Annotated in this window: 17 protein-coding genes; 2 read left to right on the top strand and 15 right to left on the bottom strand. The window is 61.8% G+C overall.

Features of this window, described 5'->3' with window-relative positions:
* Positions 1 to 4 precede the first annotated feature (4 nt).
* The 3 genes from K0P03_RS01980 to K0P03_RS01970 form a co-directional block, all read right to left on the bottom strand.
* Positions 5 to 1,150 carry a carbohydrate ABC transporter permease gene (locus tag K0P03_RS01980; RefSeq protein ID WP_272788758.1) on the bottom strand — a complete coding sequence of 382 codons (1,146 nt, stop codon included), beginning with the start codon at positions 1,148 to 1,150 and terminating at the stop codon, positions 5 to 7.
* Between the two features lies 1 nt (position 1,151).
* Entirely contained in the window at positions 1,152 to 2,162 is a 1,011-nt protein-coding gene (locus K0P03_RS01975; RefSeq protein ID WP_050745439.1) for a carbohydrate ABC transporter permease, read from the bottom strand.
* Positions 2,163 to 2,351: 189 nt separating this feature from the next.
* Positions 2,352 to 3,710, bottom strand: coding sequence for an ABC transporter substrate-binding protein (locus tag K0P03_RS01970; RefSeq protein WP_272788757.1), 1,359 nt, complete (start codon positions 3,708 to 3,710; stop codon positions 2,352 to 2,354).
* 311 nt (positions 3,711 to 4,021) lie between these two features.
* Between K0P03_RS01970 and K0P03_RS01965 the strand changes: the two genes are divergently transcribed.
* Positions 4,022 to 5,050, top strand: a complete 1,029-nt coding sequence (locus K0P03_RS01965; RefSeq protein ID WP_037408163.1) for a substrate-binding domain-containing protein — start codon at positions 4,022 to 4,024, stop codon at positions 5,048 to 5,050.
* Positions 5,051 to 5,240: 190 nt separating this feature from the next.
* Here the strand turns inward: K0P03_RS01965 and folD are convergent, their stop codons facing one another.
* Complete coding sequence (gene folD, locus K0P03_RS01960) at positions 5,241 to 6,140, bottom strand: bifunctional methylenetetrahydrofolate dehydrogenase/methenyltetrahydrofolate cyclohydrolase FolD (protein WP_023515738.1); 900 nt, start codon at positions 6,138 to 6,140, stop codon at positions 5,241 to 5,243.
* 526 nt (positions 6,141 to 6,666) lie between these two features.
* Between folD and K0P03_RS01955 the strand changes: the two genes are divergently transcribed.
* Entirely contained in the window at positions 6,667 to 7,470 is an 804-nt protein-coding gene (locus K0P03_RS01955) for a WecB/TagA/CpsF family glycosyltransferase (RefSeq protein ID WP_272788756.1), read from the top strand.
* Between the two features lie 82 nt (positions 7,471 to 7,552).
* On the opposite strand, the gene K0P03_RS01950 is transcribed toward K0P03_RS01955, so the two are convergent.
* From K0P03_RS01950 to K0P03_RS01900, 11 genes are all read right to left on the bottom strand, one after another.
* A complete protein-coding gene (locus K0P03_RS01950) occupies positions 7,553 to 8,083 on the bottom strand; it encodes a hypothetical protein (RefSeq protein ID WP_272788755.1) in 531 nt (176 codons plus the stop codon).
* Positions 8,080 to 8,448, bottom strand: coding sequence for a hypothetical protein (locus tag K0P03_RS01945; protein WP_023515741.1), 369 nt, complete (start codon positions 8,446 to 8,448; stop codon positions 8,080 to 8,082). The genes K0P03_RS01950 and K0P03_RS01945 overlap by 4 nt, the downstream gene beginning before the upstream one ends.
* Before the next feature lie 15 nt (positions 8,449 to 8,463).
* Positions 8,464 to 9,021, bottom strand: a complete 558-nt coding sequence (locus tag K0P03_RS01940) for a rod-binding protein (protein WP_023515742.1) — start codon at positions 9,019 to 9,021, stop codon at positions 8,464 to 8,466.
* A gap of 280 nt (positions 9,022 to 9,301) precedes the next feature.
* Positions 9,302 to 9,700, bottom strand: coding sequence for a hypothetical protein (locus K0P03_RS01935; RefSeq protein ID WP_024270947.1), 399 nt, complete (start codon positions 9,698 to 9,700; stop codon positions 9,302 to 9,304).
* 2 nt (positions 9,701 to 9,702) lie between these two features.
* Complete coding sequence (gene fliR / locus K0P03_RS01930) at positions 9,703 to 10,455, bottom strand: flagellar biosynthetic protein FliR (RefSeq protein ID WP_023517399.1); 753 nt, start codon at positions 10,453 to 10,455, stop codon at positions 9,703 to 9,705.
* A complete protein-coding gene (gene flhA, locus K0P03_RS01925; protein ID WP_024270946.1) occupies positions 10,452 to 12,539 on the bottom strand; it encodes a flagellar biosynthesis protein FlhA in 2,088 nt (695 codons plus the stop codon). The genes fliR and flhA overlap by 4 nt, the downstream gene beginning before the upstream one ends.
* Before the next feature lie 107 nt (positions 12,540 to 12,646).
* The gene (fliQ, locus tag K0P03_RS01920; RefSeq protein ID WP_023516601.1) at positions 12,647 to 12,913 is read right to left on the bottom strand and encodes a flagellar biosynthesis protein FliQ; all 267 of its coding nucleotides are present in this window, start codon (positions 12,911 to 12,913) and stop codon (positions 12,647 to 12,649) included.
* On the bottom strand, positions 12,910 to 13,359 hold the full coding sequence (flgD, locus tag K0P03_RS01915; protein ID WP_024270945.1) for a flagellar hook assembly protein FlgD: 450 nt from the start codon (positions 13,357 to 13,359) through the stop codon (positions 12,910 to 12,912). The genes fliQ and flgD overlap by 4 nt, the downstream gene beginning before the upstream one ends.
* Complete coding sequence (gene flbT / locus K0P03_RS01910) at positions 13,353 to 13,799, bottom strand: flagellar biosynthesis repressor FlbT (RefSeq protein ID WP_024270944.1); 447 nt, start codon at positions 13,797 to 13,799, stop codon at positions 13,353 to 13,355. Before flbT ends, flgD begins: the two co-directional genes overlap by 7 nt.
* Positions 13,796 to 14,149: a flagellar biosynthesis regulator FlaF gene (gene flaF / locus K0P03_RS01905; RefSeq protein WP_024270943.1), complete on the bottom strand. Its 354-nt coding sequence runs from the start codon at positions 14,147 to 14,149 to the stop codon at positions 13,796 to 13,798. The genes flbT and flaF overlap by 4 nt, the downstream gene beginning before the upstream one ends.
* 38 nt (positions 14,150 to 14,187) lie before the next feature.
* Entirely contained in the window at positions 14,188 to 15,246 is a 1,059-nt protein-coding gene (locus tag K0P03_RS01900; protein WP_024270942.1) for a flagellar hook-associated family protein, read from the bottom strand.
* Positions 15,247 to 15,249: the final 3 nt, after the last annotated feature.

Raw genomic sequence — 15,249 nt, 5'->3', positions numbered from 1 at the left:
TTCGTCAGCCACCCTTGACCGAGCCCGCCAGCAGGCCGCGCACGAGATAACGCTGCAAGCTGAAGAAGACGATCAGAGGAACGACGATGGTGATGAAGGCGGACGCCGTAAGGATTTCCCAGTTGCCACCGCGCGAGCCCAGAAGGTTGACGAGACGCCCGGTCAGAACGAGCTCCTCGTTGCCCGCGCCGAGGAAGACCATGGCGACGAGCAGGTCGTTCCAAGTCCACAGGAACTGGAAGATGGCGAAGGAGGCGAGTGCCGGGAAAGACAGCGGCAGGATGATCTTCACGAAGATATCGAAATCCGACGCACCGTCGACACGGGCCGATTCCATGATCTCGCGCGGCAGGCCGGCCATGTAGTTGCGCAGGAGATAGACCGCGAGCGGCAGGCCGAAGCCCATATGGGCGAGCCAGATACCGACATAGGTCTTCGCCGGCACGCCGAAGAAGGCGCCGACGCCGTTATAGAGCCGCAGCAGCGGGATCAACGACATCTGCAGCGGCACGACGAGCAGGCCGACGATGACAGCGATCAGGATCGCCCGGCCCGGAAAGGGCATCCAGGCGAGCGCATAGGCGCAGAAGGCGGCAACGAGGATCGGGGTGATCGTTGCGGGGATCGCCACGGTGAGCGAATTGATGAAGGACCTGCCGATGCCCTCGGCATTCAGCACTTCGCGATAGTTGTCGAGGGTAAAGCGCGGCGGCGCGGAGGCGGTATAGAAGATGCGCTGGCCGCGCGTGCCCTCCATCTTCGTCGGCGAAACGATCTCGTAGCTACCGTCCTCCTTGACGGTCAGCGTCTGGCCGTCGCCGATATCGGCGGCAGCGCCGGCCTCGAAGGCGGTCGGCTGCAAGGGGCGGAAGCCGAAGGCGGAGACCTTTGCGTCACTGCCTTCCAGCAAATTGCCGGATATGACGAACTTGCCGTCACGCTCGACCTGCGCCTCCGGGGCGGCAGCGCGGCCGGTCAGGTTCTGCGAAGAGGTGGAAAGCGCGGTCCACCAGCCGGAGACGGCGAGCTGGTCCTTGTCGCGCAGCGAGGAGATCAGGAGGCCCGCCGTCGGCAGGGTCCAGAGCGCGACGAGCAGAAGGACGGAAAGATGGACGGCGAAGACGAGCGGCGAACGGGACGAGGCGATCATCTCAGTGGCCTTCCATTTCCTTGGTGGCGTTGCGGATGTTCCAGATCATGATGGGTATGACCAGGATCATGATGACGACGGCAATGGACGCGCCACGCCCGAAATCGCCGCCGCCGCGGAACATCCAGTCGAACATCAGGTTCGCCAGAACCTGCGTCTGCCATTGGCCGTTGGTCATCGCGAGCACGATGTCGAAGACCTTCAGCACCAGGATGGTGATCGTCGTCCAGACGACGGCGATCGTGCCCCAGATCTGCGGCACCATGATCTTGAAGAAGATCTGGAAACCATTGGCACCGTCGATGACGGCCGCCTCGATCGTCTCCTCCGGAATGCCGCGCAGCGCCGCCGAGAGGATGACCATGGCAAAACCCGTCTGGATCCAGATCAGGATGACCATCAGAAAGAAGTTGTTCCAGAAGGGGATGGTCATCCACGCTTCGGGCGAGCCGCCCATGGCGACGACGATGGCATTGAGGATGCCGATCTGCTCGGAGCCTTCGGCGCGGTAGTCGTAGACGAATTTCCAGATGACGGCGGCGCCCACGAAGGAGATCGCCATCGGCATGAAGATCAGCGTTTTCGCGATGTTGCCCCACCAGATGCGGTCGGTCAGCGCGGCGACGATCAGGCCGAAGAAGGTGGAGAGCGCCGGCACCACCAGCAGCCAGAGGAAATTGTTGAAGATCGACTGGCGGAACTCGCCGTCGTTGATCATCCAGGCGAAATTGCTGAAGCCTACGAACTGCTGGCCCGTGCGGTCATGGAAAGCGAGTCGAACGGACTCGAAGACGGGATAGACGAGGTAGATCGTCAGTGCGAAGAGCGCAGGCGCCATGAACAGCCAGGGCCGGATCGCATTGGTGATGCGCAGGTTCTTCGAAGCCTCAGCGCCCGTCAGCCCCTTGGAGGGAAACATCCTGTCGAGCAGGAAATTCGTCCCGAAGAAGTAGAGGACGCAGGCGAGAACGCCCCCGACCATCGTGAAGACGGCGAATAACAATTGCTGCACGGCAGTCCCTCCCCTGGAAAAGTCCCCTACGGCTTCTTCTCGTGCAGCGCGGCCTTCGCTTCAGGTGTTTGCTTGACGTCTTCCGAAGCCACATCGACTGTTCACGCGGCTTGGCCACCGCATGGTCCGGCTGCACGTTTGCATGCTCGGGAAAACCGGCCGGCGGCTGCCGGCCGGTTCGCCAGGATGTTACTTGATGGCGTCCCAGGCCTTCTGCACGCCGCCGGCGACATCGGCCGCGGACTTGCCGCCGACGAAATCGACCATGCCGGTCCAGAATGCACCCGCGCCGATCTTGCCTGGCATCAGGTCCGAACCGTCGAAACGGAAGGTCGTCGAATTGAGCAGGATCTCGCCCTGCTTCTTCATCGGCGCATTGGCATAGGCCTCCTTGTTGGCGCTCTTGTAGGGCGTCAGGAAGCTGGTCTGCGCCATCCACAGTTCGTGCGCGATGGGCGTCTTCAGGAACTCGATGAACGCGCGGGCGGGCGGTGTGTCCTTGGTGATCATGGCGAGCGTGCCGGCGCCGAGCACAGGATTGCCGAGTTCCGGCTTGCTGGCATAGGGCGGCATGTAGAAGAAGTCCGCATCCTCGCCGACAACGGTGCCTTCCGGGAAGAAGGACGGGATGAACGACGCCTGATGGTGCAGATAGCATTTCGGCGGCGAGGCGAAGAGGCCCTTCGGGCTGTCACGGAAGTCGGTGGAGGCGACCGCCGCCGCGCCGCCATCGACGAACTTGTCGTTCTTGGCGAACCAGCCGAATTCATCGAGCGCGCCGACCACCGAAGCATCGGTGAAGGGGATCTCGTTCTTTACCCACTTGTCGTAGGTTTCCGGGGAAGCGGTGCGCAACATCAGGTCTTCGACCCAGTCGGTCGCCGGCCAGCCGGTCGCGCCGCCGGAACCGAGACCAATGCACCAGGGCGTGCCGCCGTCGGCGACGATCTGCTCGGTCAGCGCCTTCAGGTCTTCCATGGTCTTCGGCACTTCGTAGCCGGCATCTTCAAAATTTTCCGGCACGTACCAGACGAGGGACTTCACGTCGATCTTGTAGGGGAAGGCGAAGAGCGCGGCATTGCCGTCCTTGCCCTTGTAGGTCGAAAGATCGACCCAGGACTGGCCGGCGGCGTAATTGTCGAGCAGCCATTGCTTGGTCTCGTCGCCGAGCGGGGTCAGATAACCCTTGGAGGCAAGGTCAGCGATGAGGCCCGGCTGCGGCAGGATGGCGACGTCAGGCGGGCTGCCGGCCTGGGTGTCGATGACGATCTGCTGCTCGTAGTTTTCGGAAGAGGAATATTTGATCTCGACGCCCGTCGCCTCGGTGAAATAGGCGTAGACGATCTTGAAAAGCGCCTCGTCCTCACCGCGCCAGGGGCCGAAAATGGTCAGCGTCTGACCCTTGAGGTCGTGGCCCTTCTTGAAATCCTCGAAACTCTGCCAGTTGAACTTGGAATCCTCGCCCGGCTTGAATTTCAAGTCGGCCGCAGCGGCGCCGCTCGCCATCAAAAGAGCGAGCACGGCCGTCATCAGCAATGTCTTTTTCACGAGATTTGCCTCCCATAGCAAACCCGCCCTCTCCCGGGGCAGGCATTCTCTAAAATACCCCAAAATTCAAAGCGCTTTGGATTTCCTTTCATCCCATTTCCTTCCGAGCTTCGTCAAGTACCCCTCAGAGGTTTGTGGATAAAAACGCAGGATTTAACGCAGTGCAGCGTAGTTTTGCGGCGCAAAAAGGCCAAATCCGCTTTTCCTAAATGATTTGCTGATGTTACATGCCAAAACGCTTTGGGACACATCCAGGGAACGAAAAGAGAAGACATCCAAAGCGCTTTTAATGTTTCAAGAAAGCTAAGCATGTGAATCTCAAGCAATTATCGCAGTTGCTGGGCCTCTCCCAGACAACCGTGAGCAGAGCATTGAACGGTTATCCGGAGGTCAATGCCGAGACACGCCAGCGCGTGCTCGACGCTGTCCGCGAGACTGGATACCGGCCGAACCGGGCGGCGCAACGGCTGGCAACGGGCCGGGCGGGCTCGATCGGCCTTGTCATGCCGACGGCCGACGGCATCGAATCCGACGTGCATTTCGGCGAATTCCTCGCCGGCCTCGGCGACGAGGCGGTCAAACACGACTTTCATTTCGTCATCAACCCGAGCCATCCGGAAGAAGAGGTCGCCACCTGCCGACGGCTGGTGGCGAGCGGCAATGTGGATGCGCTGTTCCTCGCCTATATGCGCGAGAAGGACCCGCGCATTGCCATGATGAAGACGTTGAAGACGCCCTTCGTCGTGCACGGTCGGTCGATCGGCGTGCCGACGGACTATCCCTATCTCGACATCGACAACACCGGCGCCTTCTACGATGCGACACGGCTGCTGGTGCAGCTCGGTCACCGGCATCTCGCGCTGATCAACGGACCGGATTATCTCGCCTTCTCGATCCGCCGCAAGAAAGGCACGGAGCGGGCGCTTGCCGAGCACGGCCTCACCTTGCGCGACGACTGCGTGCAGCATTCGCAAATGACGGACGAACACGGGTTTCGCGCCATGGAGCGCTTCCTCCAGCTTGAAGCGCCGCCGACCGCGGTCCTGTGTTCCAGCACGGTCCTGGCGCTTGGCGCCGTCCGGGCGATTAACCAGGCAGGGCTGAAGCTCGGCGTAGACATTTCGCTCATCGCCCATGACGACGTGCTGCCCATGCTGAAGCCGGAGAATTTCATGGTGCCGCTGACGACGACCCGCTCGTCGCTGCGTGCCGCCGGCCAGCGCATCGCCCGCCGCCTCATCGCCGACATCCTGACGCTCGAGACGCTCCCACAGCAGGAGCTCTGGAAGACGGACCTCATCGTGCGCGCTTCGACAGGCCCGGCGCCGGCGGGGAAGTAGGCTTCTGAGGAGGGCACTGCGCCGGGCCCTGCCCCTCACCCGAACCCTCTCCCCCCAAGGCGGGGAGAGGGGACGCCCCCACGAATGACGAGTGACTGAAGAAGGCGGCGCGGCACTTCTTCCCCGCTTGCGGGGGGAAGGTGGCCGGCAGGCCGGATGAGGGGCCGCTCTGGACCGATGATGTTTCCGCTCAGAACTTCGGTGGCGTGCGCCCGGCCTTGCGATAGGCGGCAATGACCGTGTTGGCCATCAGCATTGCAATGGTCATCGGACCGACACCACCGGGAACCGGGGTGATGGCGCCGGCAACCTTGGCAACCTCATCGAAGGCGACGTCGCCGACGAGACGGGACTTCCCCTCCCCCTTTTCCGGCGCGGCGATGCGGTTGATGCCGACATCGATGACGGTCGCGCCCGGCTTCACCCAGTCGGCCTTTACCATTTCCGGGCGGCCGACAGCAGCAACGAGGATATCGGCGTTGCGGCAGGCGCCCGCGAGGTCTTTCGTGCGCGAATGGGCGGTCGTCACCGTCGCGTTTGCGGCGAGGAGCAGAGCGGACATCGGCTTGCCGAAGAGGTTCGAGCGGCCGATCACCACGGCGTTGAGGCCGGACAAGTCCTCGCCATGCGTGCGGCGTACGAAAACCATGGCGCCGGCCGGCGTGCAGGAGACGAGCCCTCCTTCGAGATCGCCCGTCGCGACCTTGCCGGCGTTGACGACGTGCAGGCCGTCAACATCCTTTTCCGGCTTGATCGACTGGATGATCGGCTCGGAATCGAGGTGCTTCGGCAGTGGCAGCTGGACCAGGATGCCATGGATGGTCTCGTCGGCGTTGAGCGTCTCGACGAGGCGGGCAAGCTCCTCCTGCGTGGTCTGCTCCGGCAGCGTATGCTGGATGGAGGTAAAGCCGCATTCCTTGGCCATGCGGCTCTTGGAAGAGACATAGGCATGGCTTGCCGGATCGTCGCCGACGATGATGACGGCAAGACCAGGCTTCACGCCGGCATCCTTCTCCAGGGCAGCGGCAGCGGACTTCACGGTGTCAATCACGGAAGCGGCAACCTGCTTCCCATCGATAATGGTGGTCACATTTCTCTCCCTGGATGAAGTGCGCCCACTCTAGTGGGACGCCCGCGCGGCGGGATGGCCTCTTAACGCCCTATGCTGTCCAAAACGCATAATTTCAAGCATATCCTGCCGGAAAGCACAGATCCGGCCGACGAATGCGCTTTTTCCTGTCAGCAATGAAAGGCAGGACCGCGGCATGACGGAACCGCGCACAGCCATGCAGAAAGTCCTTTTTTGACGCAGATTGCGGGATTCTTTTTCTTGAAGCAGCCGGAGTAGGAAAACTCAAATGGTTGTTTTTCAAAGAATTTATCGGCAGCGCACCATCATGGTTAGCAATGCGTGAACACGGTCCGCCGCCTTTTCGGGAAATCCTTAAACGGCCTTTCAGGGGAACTTGCTAAATCGGCAGGCACCAATAGCAGCCTTGCGGGAACAGCATGACGCCCTATCCCACAGATCCCGTCGAACCCGCCGCTTTCGAGGTCATGACGACCTTGAAGACAGGCCGCTGCCCGTCTGCGGATGTTTCGAAAGGACCCTTGCCATGAACCTCGTGTCCGGCAACATCACCGCCTCGCAGCGGGATATTCTCGGCCTGCCGGTCTGCGATCTTGGCTGGGCGGAAGCCTTCGCCTTCGCGGAGGAGGTGGCGACCATGCCCTTCGGCCAAAGCGTCATCGCCTTCATCAATGCCGGCAATGCCAACCTGATGATGCGCGATCCGGAATACCGTTCCGTACTGGAGCGCCAGGTCGTGCTGCCCGACGGCGACGGCGTCGATATCGCCTCCATGGTGTTCCACGGCCGCAAGTTCCCGGCGAACCTGACAAGCATCGCCTTCGTTCCAGCGCTTCTCACCTACATTGCAAAACCGATGCGCGTTGCGCTGATCGGTGCACAATCCGAGACGCTGGTGCGCGCCGCGGACACTCTTCGCCAGCATACGCCCTGGCACGAGTTCCTGCCCATTGCCGACGGCCATTTCGACCAGGGCCAGTCGGATGCGATCATGGAGCGAGTGCGGGAGGCGAATGTCGACATCCTGCTCGTTTCCATGGGTAGCCCGGCGCAGGAGAAATGGATCGACCGGCATGTCGGCCCCGGCCATGCACGGCTGGTGCTCAGTCTCGGCCCGCTGTTCGATGCGCTCGCCGGCAACACCCCCGCGATCCCCGAGGCCGTTCGGCGGTTCCGGCTCGGCTGGTTCTACCGGCTGATGAAGGCGCCGTCGCGCCTGCCCCAGCACAGGGCACAGGCTGCCTTCGCCTATCATGTGCTGCGCTACAAGCTGTCCGGCACGGTGATGGTACGGGACGACGGTCACACGGCAAAGGCCGGCTTGCTCTGAGGCGGCCGGCCAGACTCATACGAATGCATGTATCCGCGCTAAGCGCCTGAAGCCTCTCCGGTTCCCTTCGGCCGGAATTGCCTTAGTGGCCGCCGCTCTTCTCCGCCGGTTTGCCGGCCGGAACTTCGCCCTTGACGAGCGTCTGGCCACGCTTGGGCGCGGGGTCCTGCACGGATGCGGTGGTGATGTAGTCGATCTGCTCGACATAGACCTCGGCTATGACCTCCGCCCCGAAACGGCGGTTCAGCCCTTCCTTGACGATACCGCGGAAGGCCTCGACGTCGAAGCTGCCAACCGTTGCAACGTCGATCATCTTCTTGCCGACGAGCAGCGTATAAAGCTCGTCGGTGATCATCTGCGGCAGGGGAACGGTCTGCTTGGCCGCCAGCTCCTTGTTCGCCTTGTAGGCAAGCTTGGTCAGCAGGTAACCACTGACGCCGCCCTCCCCGATCACAGGCACCGTCGTCGTGTATCCGCTGACGAATTCCAGCGCCGCCTCGCGCTCGGCCGCGGCCGTGTCCACCTTGGGGGCCGAGGCCATCTTCAGCGAAAAATAGACCGAGGCGAGCGTGATGGCGAGAATCCAGACGCCGGTGCCGATGAGCTTGATCATGTGCCGTAACCCAGGCGGAACTGCTCCTGCGAATAGGTACCGTCCGCCTCGAGATCCTGCACGGCATTCTTCAGGATAGAGACGACTTCGCGCACGGCCTCCAGATGGGCGGAAACGCGCTGGGCGTTGGTGGCGAGCTTTTCACGCACCCGGCCGAGCTGACTGGAGAAGGTCTGCGGCACCTCGTCAGGGCGCACGTCGCGTGTCAGCATCGCCAGCTCATAGAGGCAGCGGCTCTTGTGGGCGTTCGAGGTTGGCAGATCGAAATCGGGATCACGACCGATATTGTCGTTCTCGTTGTCGATGATCGTTTCGAGCCGGCCGAGGACGGTGCGGATCCGCAGTTCGTTGGTTGCCTGTTCCATTTTGTTGTTCTCCGCTTAGATCTTCGTCTCGTGTTCTTTGATGCCCGGCGTCAGATCGGCAAAGGCTTGCCGCTGCAGGGCCTGCACCATGCCGGCTGCGACACGGTCGGTATTCTTGTCCTTCTCGGGCGAAGCCGCGCCGATGCCGCTGCTCTTGGCAAGGCTTTCGGCAATGCCGATGCCGCCGCCCTTGGCAAGCGCCTCGCCGAGCTGATCGGCCATCATGCCGCGCCACATTTCGCCGGCCGTGCCCTTGCCGTACATTTCCTCGCTGTCGGTCGGCAGCATGGACTTCACAAAATTCTGCAGCACCATCGATTCGAACTTGCGCATATGCTCCGGCACGGCCTTGCCGCCCACGGCGGACACGCCTTGTGCCGACTGGGCGCCGGCCGCATCCCGGTTGAGAATGCTGCCGACGGTGGCCTGGAAGCCTGCGCCGGCCTCGGCAAGGCTCGTCGCCTCGAAGGCGGCCTTGTTCGACTTCAGCCTGGCTTGCGCTTCCTGAACCTGGGTCGGGTCGGCAGCACGCACGACATCGAGCACCAGGTCGCTGGGGGGAGAAATTGCCACGTCCTTGAGCCTTTCAGGTGATCCTCGTGAGCCGAACCCGTCCTCATGGCGGTTCGCCGGCCTCTGACCGTTCAGGACAGCAGATCCGCCCGCGCCGCACCTGCGGCTGCTTCGGCAAACCCCGTCATCGTCCTGATGCGACTATCGCTGCTCAACCTTACGGGAGGCTGGTGGCAGATGACGAAGTCGTGACGCGGCTGCAGAGTAAATCCATATTGACGCAAGCTTGAAAAGGCCGCGAGAAATCGCCTGTCCTTACAGCGCCTTATTCCAAAACCACCTAATCGTCATTGCCCTTGTAGGCGATGTGCTGGTCGATGAGGTCGTAGATCGAATTGTCGGCGGCCTCGCGCTCCTCGGCGCTGCGGGCTTCCTTGCGATGCTCTTCCATGCGGTCGCCCTTGGTGCGCTCGCGCACCACGCGCATCTCGTGCATCTGCTGCACATTGGCCAGCATCTGGTCCTGCTGCTGCAACTTGCTGTACTGGCCGGAATAGTGCCGCGAAAAGCCGCGATGGATCGGATCCAGCGAGTTGATGGCGCCCGCGACGACCTCCATCGTCTCGCTGACCTCCTCGCGCTGGCGCGTGGTATTGGCAAGGTCGATCTCCGCCATCTTCTCCAGATGGCGCTGCACGCTGACGAGACGCTTCAGCTTGTCCGAGCGGTTCTGCGCCATCGCTATTCCCCCCGGAAGACCGGGGTGAAGCCGGCCGCAAAGATCTCGAGCAGAGAGGAGATGCCGAAGTAGAGCAGGAGCAGCCCCCCGGTGATGATGAAGGGCAGCGAGACGAAATAGATCGGGATCTGCGGCGCCAGCTTGTTGATGAGGCCGACGGCCACGTTGAAGACGAGACCGTAGAGGATGAAGGGGCTCGCGAGCCTCAGCATGATCATGAAGGTCTGGCTCAGCGTATCGGTGAGCGTGATCAGCGCGCCCTGCGGATTGAAGCCGGCACCGATCGGCATGACATTGTAGGATTCCACCAGCGCCCGCATTACGACATGATGGAAATCCAGCATGAAGAGCACCATCAGGCCGGCAAAGGAAAGCAGGTTCGTCAGCTGGTTTTCTGCCGTGTCCTCAAGCACATCGGGCGTCGGCGGCGCATTGAAGCCCATCATCATCGTCAATACCGTGCCGGCGAATTGCAGACCAAGCACATAGTAGCGGGCGATGAGGCCGATAACGGCGCCCGTCAGGGTCTCGAAGACGATCAGCGAGAGATAGCTGTCGAGCGAGCCCGACGTGCGGGGGTAGATCGTGTCCCACAGGATCGGCAGCACCGCCATGGAAACCGCCACCGCAAGGAACAGACGGATCTGTACGGTGAGGCGCGCGGAAGAGAAGCCCGGCAGCAGCATGAAGCACCCGCCGACACGGCAGAAGGCGGCGAACAGCGCCAGCACCGTGCCCTGCGGGTCCGTTATCATGAAATGGAGCCGAGGATCTTGATCTCGATGCCCTTGGCGAGCTCGACATGCGAGAGAACCGGCAATGTGGCGAAGAGGCGCTCGATGATCATGCGCACATAAGAGCGGGATTCGGGCGACGTGACCAGTACAAAGGGCGTGCCGCGATCGAGAAACTCGCGGATAACCCGGGTTGCCTGCTCGGAAAACTCCTCAAGCTGGCGCGGATCGATATCGAATTCGACGATTTCGCCCTTGGTGTCGCGCTTGAGCGCCTGGTGGAAGACCATGTCCCACTTGTTGCCGAGGCGCAGCACGGGCAACACGCCGTTCTCCGCAAGGTCGCCGCAGATCTGCTGCGACATGCGGATGCGCACGTGCTCGACGATCTGCTCGGTCTTGCGCACATGCGGGGCAAGCTCGGCGACCGCTTCCAGGATGAGATGCAGGTTGCGGATCGAGACGCGCTCGGCGAGCAGCAGCTTGAGGACGGCCTGAAGGCCGGAATAGGACATGTGCGACGAGCAGATCTCGTCCGCGAGCTTGCGGTATTCCGGATCCAGGCGCTCGATGAGCACCTTGACGTCCTTGTAGGACAGGAGCTGCGGCAGGTTGTTGCGGATGACTTCGGACAGGTGCGTGAGAACCACCGAGACGTTGTCGATCGGGTGGAAACCTTCACGGCGCAGGTCGTCTGCGAAGGTTTCAAGGATCGACACGGCCGGCATTCCGAAGGCGGGCTCGCGGATATCGTCACCCGGCACGCTCGGCTTGCGGCCGCCGCCGGTGACGACGAGGACTTCGCCGACGCGCACGATGTTGGATGCGATCGTCGTGCCATGGATTCGGATCTGATAGGACTTGTCGGGAATGGAGATGTCATCCGACACCTTGATTTCCGGCACGACGAAGCCGTACTGCCCAGCGAACTTCTTGCGCATCTTGCCGACGCGGAAGGCAAGCTCCTGATGCGCGCCGAGAAGGCGCGTGGAGACCTGCTTGCCGAGCAGAAGCTCGATTTCGGCAGTCTTCAGCACCGACTTGACCGAATCCTTCTCCTGGTCACGGCTTTGCTGGACCTGCTGGGCCTCCTGCTCGCGCTTGACGCGGTTTTCCTCGGCAATGCGGCGCGGAATGATCCAGGCGCCGAAGGCCATGAGGCCGCCCAGTGCCATGAACGGGAAGAACGGCAGGCCCGGCATCAGCGCCAGCAGGATCATCAGGCCGGAGGCGACGAAGAGCGCGCGCGGATAACCCGAGAGCTGGTTGACGACGGCCTGGTCGGTGGAGCCCGCCGTGCCGCCGCGCGAGACGATAAGGCCGGCGGCGAGCGAGACGATGAGGGCCGGGATCTGCGAGACGAGGCCGTCACCGACCGACAGCTTGACGAAGACGTCGGCGGCTTCGCCGAGCTCCATGCCGTGGCGGAAATAGCCGATGATGATGCCGCCGAAGACGTTGATAGCGGTGATGAGCAGGCCGGCAATGGCATCGCCGCGCACGAATTTCGAGGCACCGTCCATCGAGCCGAAGAAGGAGCTTTCCTCTTCCAGTTCGCGGCGACGCAGCTGCGCCTGCTTCTCGTCGATGAGGCCGGCCGAAAGGTCGGCGTCGATCGACATCTGCTTGCCGGGAATGGCATCGAGGGTGAAGCGGGCGCCGACTTCCGCGATGCGCGTCGCGCCCTTGGTGATGACGATGAAGTTCACCACGATGAGGATCATGAAGACGATGATACCGATGACGAAATCACCGGACATGACAAGGCTTGCAAAGCCGGCGATCACCCCGCCCGCAGCGTCGTGTCCCTCGTTGCCATGCGAGAGGATGACGCGCGTCGTCGCGATGTTGAGCGCGAGGCGCACCATGGTCGCGATGAGGAGAACTGTCGGGAAGGACGAGAAGTCGAGCGGGCGCTGGATCCACAGCGCGACCATCAGGATCAGCACCGAGAAGGCGATGGAGAACGCCAGCCCGATGTCGATCATGAAGGCCGGGATCGGCAGGAAGAGGATCGACAGGATTGTCAGGATGCCGACGGCGAATGCGATATCGCGGCCGCTGGGGCTGACCTTCGGAAGGTTTATTGCCGGTACTTGCGCCATCTGAATGCGTCCCGTCTCGTCATGAGAGGCGGCGGCGCGTCACACGCGTCGCCCATTTCATCTCATGACCTACCCGGCGAAGCTTGCGCGAGGGTGGCAGGAGCGGACTAGAAGCCGCTTTCTATTCGGGAGAAGACGATGTTCGTGAAAATGGAGATCTGCGAGCCGATGAACGGGGCAGAGATGGCGATCGTCACGAAGATCGCCAGGATTTTCGGCACGAAGGTGAGGGTCATTTCCTGCACCTGGGTCAGCGCCTGCACAAAGGCAATGGCGACGCCGACGATCATAGCCGCAAGCACGGCCGGGCCGGAGGCCACGACCACCGTCCAGATGGCGGCTTGCGCTATATCGAGGGCGTCTGCCTCATTCACGTTTCGGGATCACTCGCCTTGGGTTCGCTGATCTTCACGCCGGGGCCGATGACGAGGGTCTTGCCCGAATCAAGTGTCGCGACGATGCCGTCATTGTATAGCGTGACTTCCTTGACCACGCCAGAAATCTTGCCGTCCTCGCTGGTAACGGTGCGACCGATGACGGAGTTGGCTTCTTGCAGCGAGGTGCGCTGCAGCAGGCTTTCCAGGTTCTTGTTCGTCTTGATGGTCTGCTCGACCTGAGAGAAGGTCGCGAGCTGCGCCATCTGCTGGGTCGCGTCCATCGGCTCGGTCGGATCCTGGTTCTTCATCTGCGCCACGAGCAGCTTCAGGAAGCTCTCGTAGTTGATGGTCGCCGACTTCTCGTCGGTGCCGGATTCGGCGCCGGTGACGGTCGGAGTGTAGGGCTTTTCTGCCGCCGATGCGGCGCCGACGGGCGTTACCATGGTGCAATCTCCCTGCGGATCTGTTCGATCGTGGCCGGTGCCATTTCCTGGTTGTTGAGGATGCGATCCTCGATCGGGTAGAGCGCGCGGATCGCCTTCAGGGCTTCGAAGGCGCGGCCCTGCGTGACCAGCGCGTCGACGCGCTTGAGCTCCGCCAGCACTTCCTCGTTCTTGAAGCACGAGAGCAGCATGATCACCGACTTGCGGAACATGGCGATCGACTGTTCGGCGCCTTCCGGATTGATCAGCGACATCTGCGCGATGAAATAGAGCTGGCGAAGCGGCGTGGTCGCCTGTTCCGGCTGCAGGACGTGGTTTTCCAGAAGGAACGTGACATCGTTCAGGAACTCGATCGCGACCTTGCGATCGACCCTGAGAACTGCGCCGTTGACGAAAATGCGCTCACCAGACTTCAGCGATATACGCAGTGTACTTTTCATTTTATGCCATCCTTGATGATGGTGGTGATGTCGATGATGCCCTGGAAGTTCGAGGATTCGCGTTTGCGGATCTTCTCGATTTCCTTGAGTATCCAGATGGCGATGGAGATGAGGTTGGCTCGCAGCTCCGCTTCGAGCTGGTTTTCCGAATCTCCGAGATCTTCGATGAAGCGGATCCAGACGCGGCGCGTGAAGTAGATCGCCTCGATAGCCTCCCGGCTCTGGTTGCCGCCATCGCTGGCCATTGCCGCTTTCAGGAGCGCAATCGACCGGTCGAGGACCTGCCGTTCCCGATCTTTCGAGACGGCGACGCCTTCCTCCATGATCTCGGCATATGAAAACTGGTACATTCAGACATCCTTCATGTGTGTCCGTACCCTCTGGTTCATCAGAGGTAGTTCAGTAGGCTCAGGTTCTGGATCCTCGACGTGAGCGTGTAAGCGAGAGAAAGCTGCGATTCGAGTGTGGTTACGCGCGTCGCCGCTTCGTAGGTATCGATGCCTTCCATGTCCTTGATGCTGGTGCTCAGGATGGTGACCTGGGCATCGAGCGATGTATTGGCCTGGCTGACGCGTGCTTCGGAAATGCCGAGCTTCGAACGCTCGCCATCGACGCCGGAGATCGCGCGTCCCATGTAGTCGATCGCGGCATCGCTGACGGTCTTGCGGGCCTGTTCGCTGATGCCGAGCGACAGCATTTCCTGGCCGATGACGAGGCCGAGCGCCATGTATCGCATGCCGTCGACATTGGTGTTGGTCGAGCTTTGCACCGTCTCGGCAGCGCTGATGCGGCTCTGCATGTTCTCGTCGGACGCATTCGACCAGTTCGTCTGCCAGTCCACCGGGTCCATGAAGCTGGTTTCAAGACTGTCGATGAAAGCCTGCATATCCGTCGCCGAAATGGCCGCGACGGCCGGATCGGTCTGCGGAAAGCCGAAATGCGCGGCAAACGCGGCATCGAAGGCGACCTTCGCATCCGAGGCCGGCGACGTTTCCAGATAGTCCTTCAGCGGCATCACGTCGGTATTGATGCCCGCGAAGAGATACTCGCCGCTGAACGAGGTGTTGGCAGCCGAGGTGAAGGTGGAAAGCGCGTTGCCGAGGTTTTCCTTGGCGAGATCCAGCTGGTCCTGCGAGGTGATGCCGGAAAGCGCAATCAGCACGCCCATCGCGTCGTTCGCCGCCGTCGACATCTGGCCGAGCGCCTCCTGCGAAGCGGCGAGACGCTGCGTCGTCAGCGCGTTTGTGCTCTTCAGCGATTCCATGCGCTGGAGATCGCGGTGCAGGTTCAGCGTGCGCGCGGTCTTGGCACCCAGTACGGCGCCGACATCGGCATGACGGCCGGTGACCGTTTCTTCTTGGAGCTGCAACATCTCCTTCTGCGCGCTGGCCACGGTGAGCCGCATCGCATTTTGAAGGGACATGTTGGAAACGAAAGAAGTCTTCATAAC

Source organism: Shinella sp. HY16, from assembly GCF_028534175.1.
Classification (GTDB): domain Bacteria; phylum Pseudomonadota; class Alphaproteobacteria; order Rhizobiales; family Rhizobiaceae; genus Shinella.
The sequence above is the reverse complement of the archived record's forward strand: the minus strand, read 5'-3'. Positions and strand labels throughout refer to the sequence as shown.

What these genes read in the sequence shown, in the direction of transcription:
- K0P03_RS01980 (WP_272788758.1), bottom strand. Translation starts at nt 1,150, where the DNA reads ATGATCGCCTCGTCCCGTTCGCCGCTCGTCTTCGCCGTCCATCTTTCC.
- K0P03_RS01955 (WP_272788756.1), top strand. Translation starts at nt 6,667, where the DNA reads ATGAACCTCGTGTCCGGCAACATCACCGCCTCGCAGCGGGATATTCTC.
- K0P03_RS01950 (WP_272788755.1), bottom strand. Translation starts at nt 8,083, where the DNA reads ATGATCAAGCTCATCGGCACCGGCGTCTGGATTCTCGCCATCACGCTC.
- K0P03_RS01945 (WP_023515741.1), bottom strand. Translation starts at nt 8,448, where the DNA reads ATGGAACAGGCAACCAACGAACTGCGGATCCGCACCGTCCTCGGCCGG.
- K0P03_RS01935 (WP_024270947.1), bottom strand. Translation starts at nt 9,700, where the DNA reads ATGGCGCAGAACCGCTCGGACAAGCTGAAGCGTCTCGTCAGCGTGCAG.
- fliR (WP_023517399.1), bottom strand. Translation starts at nt 10,455, where the DNA reads ATGATAACGGACCCGCAGGGCACGGTGCTGGCGCTGTTCGCCGCCTTC.
- flhA (WP_024270946.1), bottom strand. Translation starts at nt 12,539, where the DNA reads ATGGCGCAAGTACCGGCAATAAACCTTCCGAAGGTCAGCCCCAGCGGC.
- flgD (WP_024270945.1), bottom strand. Translation starts at nt 13,359, where the DNA reads ATGGTAACGCCCGTCGGCGCCGCATCGGCGGCAGAAAAGCCCTACACT.
- flbT (WP_024270944.1), bottom strand. Translation starts at nt 13,799, where the DNA reads ATGAAAAGTACACTGCGTATATCGCTGAAGTCTGGTGAGCGCATTTTC.
- flaF (WP_024270943.1), bottom strand. Translation starts at nt 14,149, where the DNA reads ATGTACCAGTTTTCATATGCCGAGATCATGGAGGAAGGCGTCGCCGTC.
- K0P03_RS01900 (WP_024270942.1), bottom strand. Translation starts at nt 15,246, where the DNA reads ATGAAGACTTCTTTCGTTTCCAACATGTCCCTTCAAAATGCGATGCGG.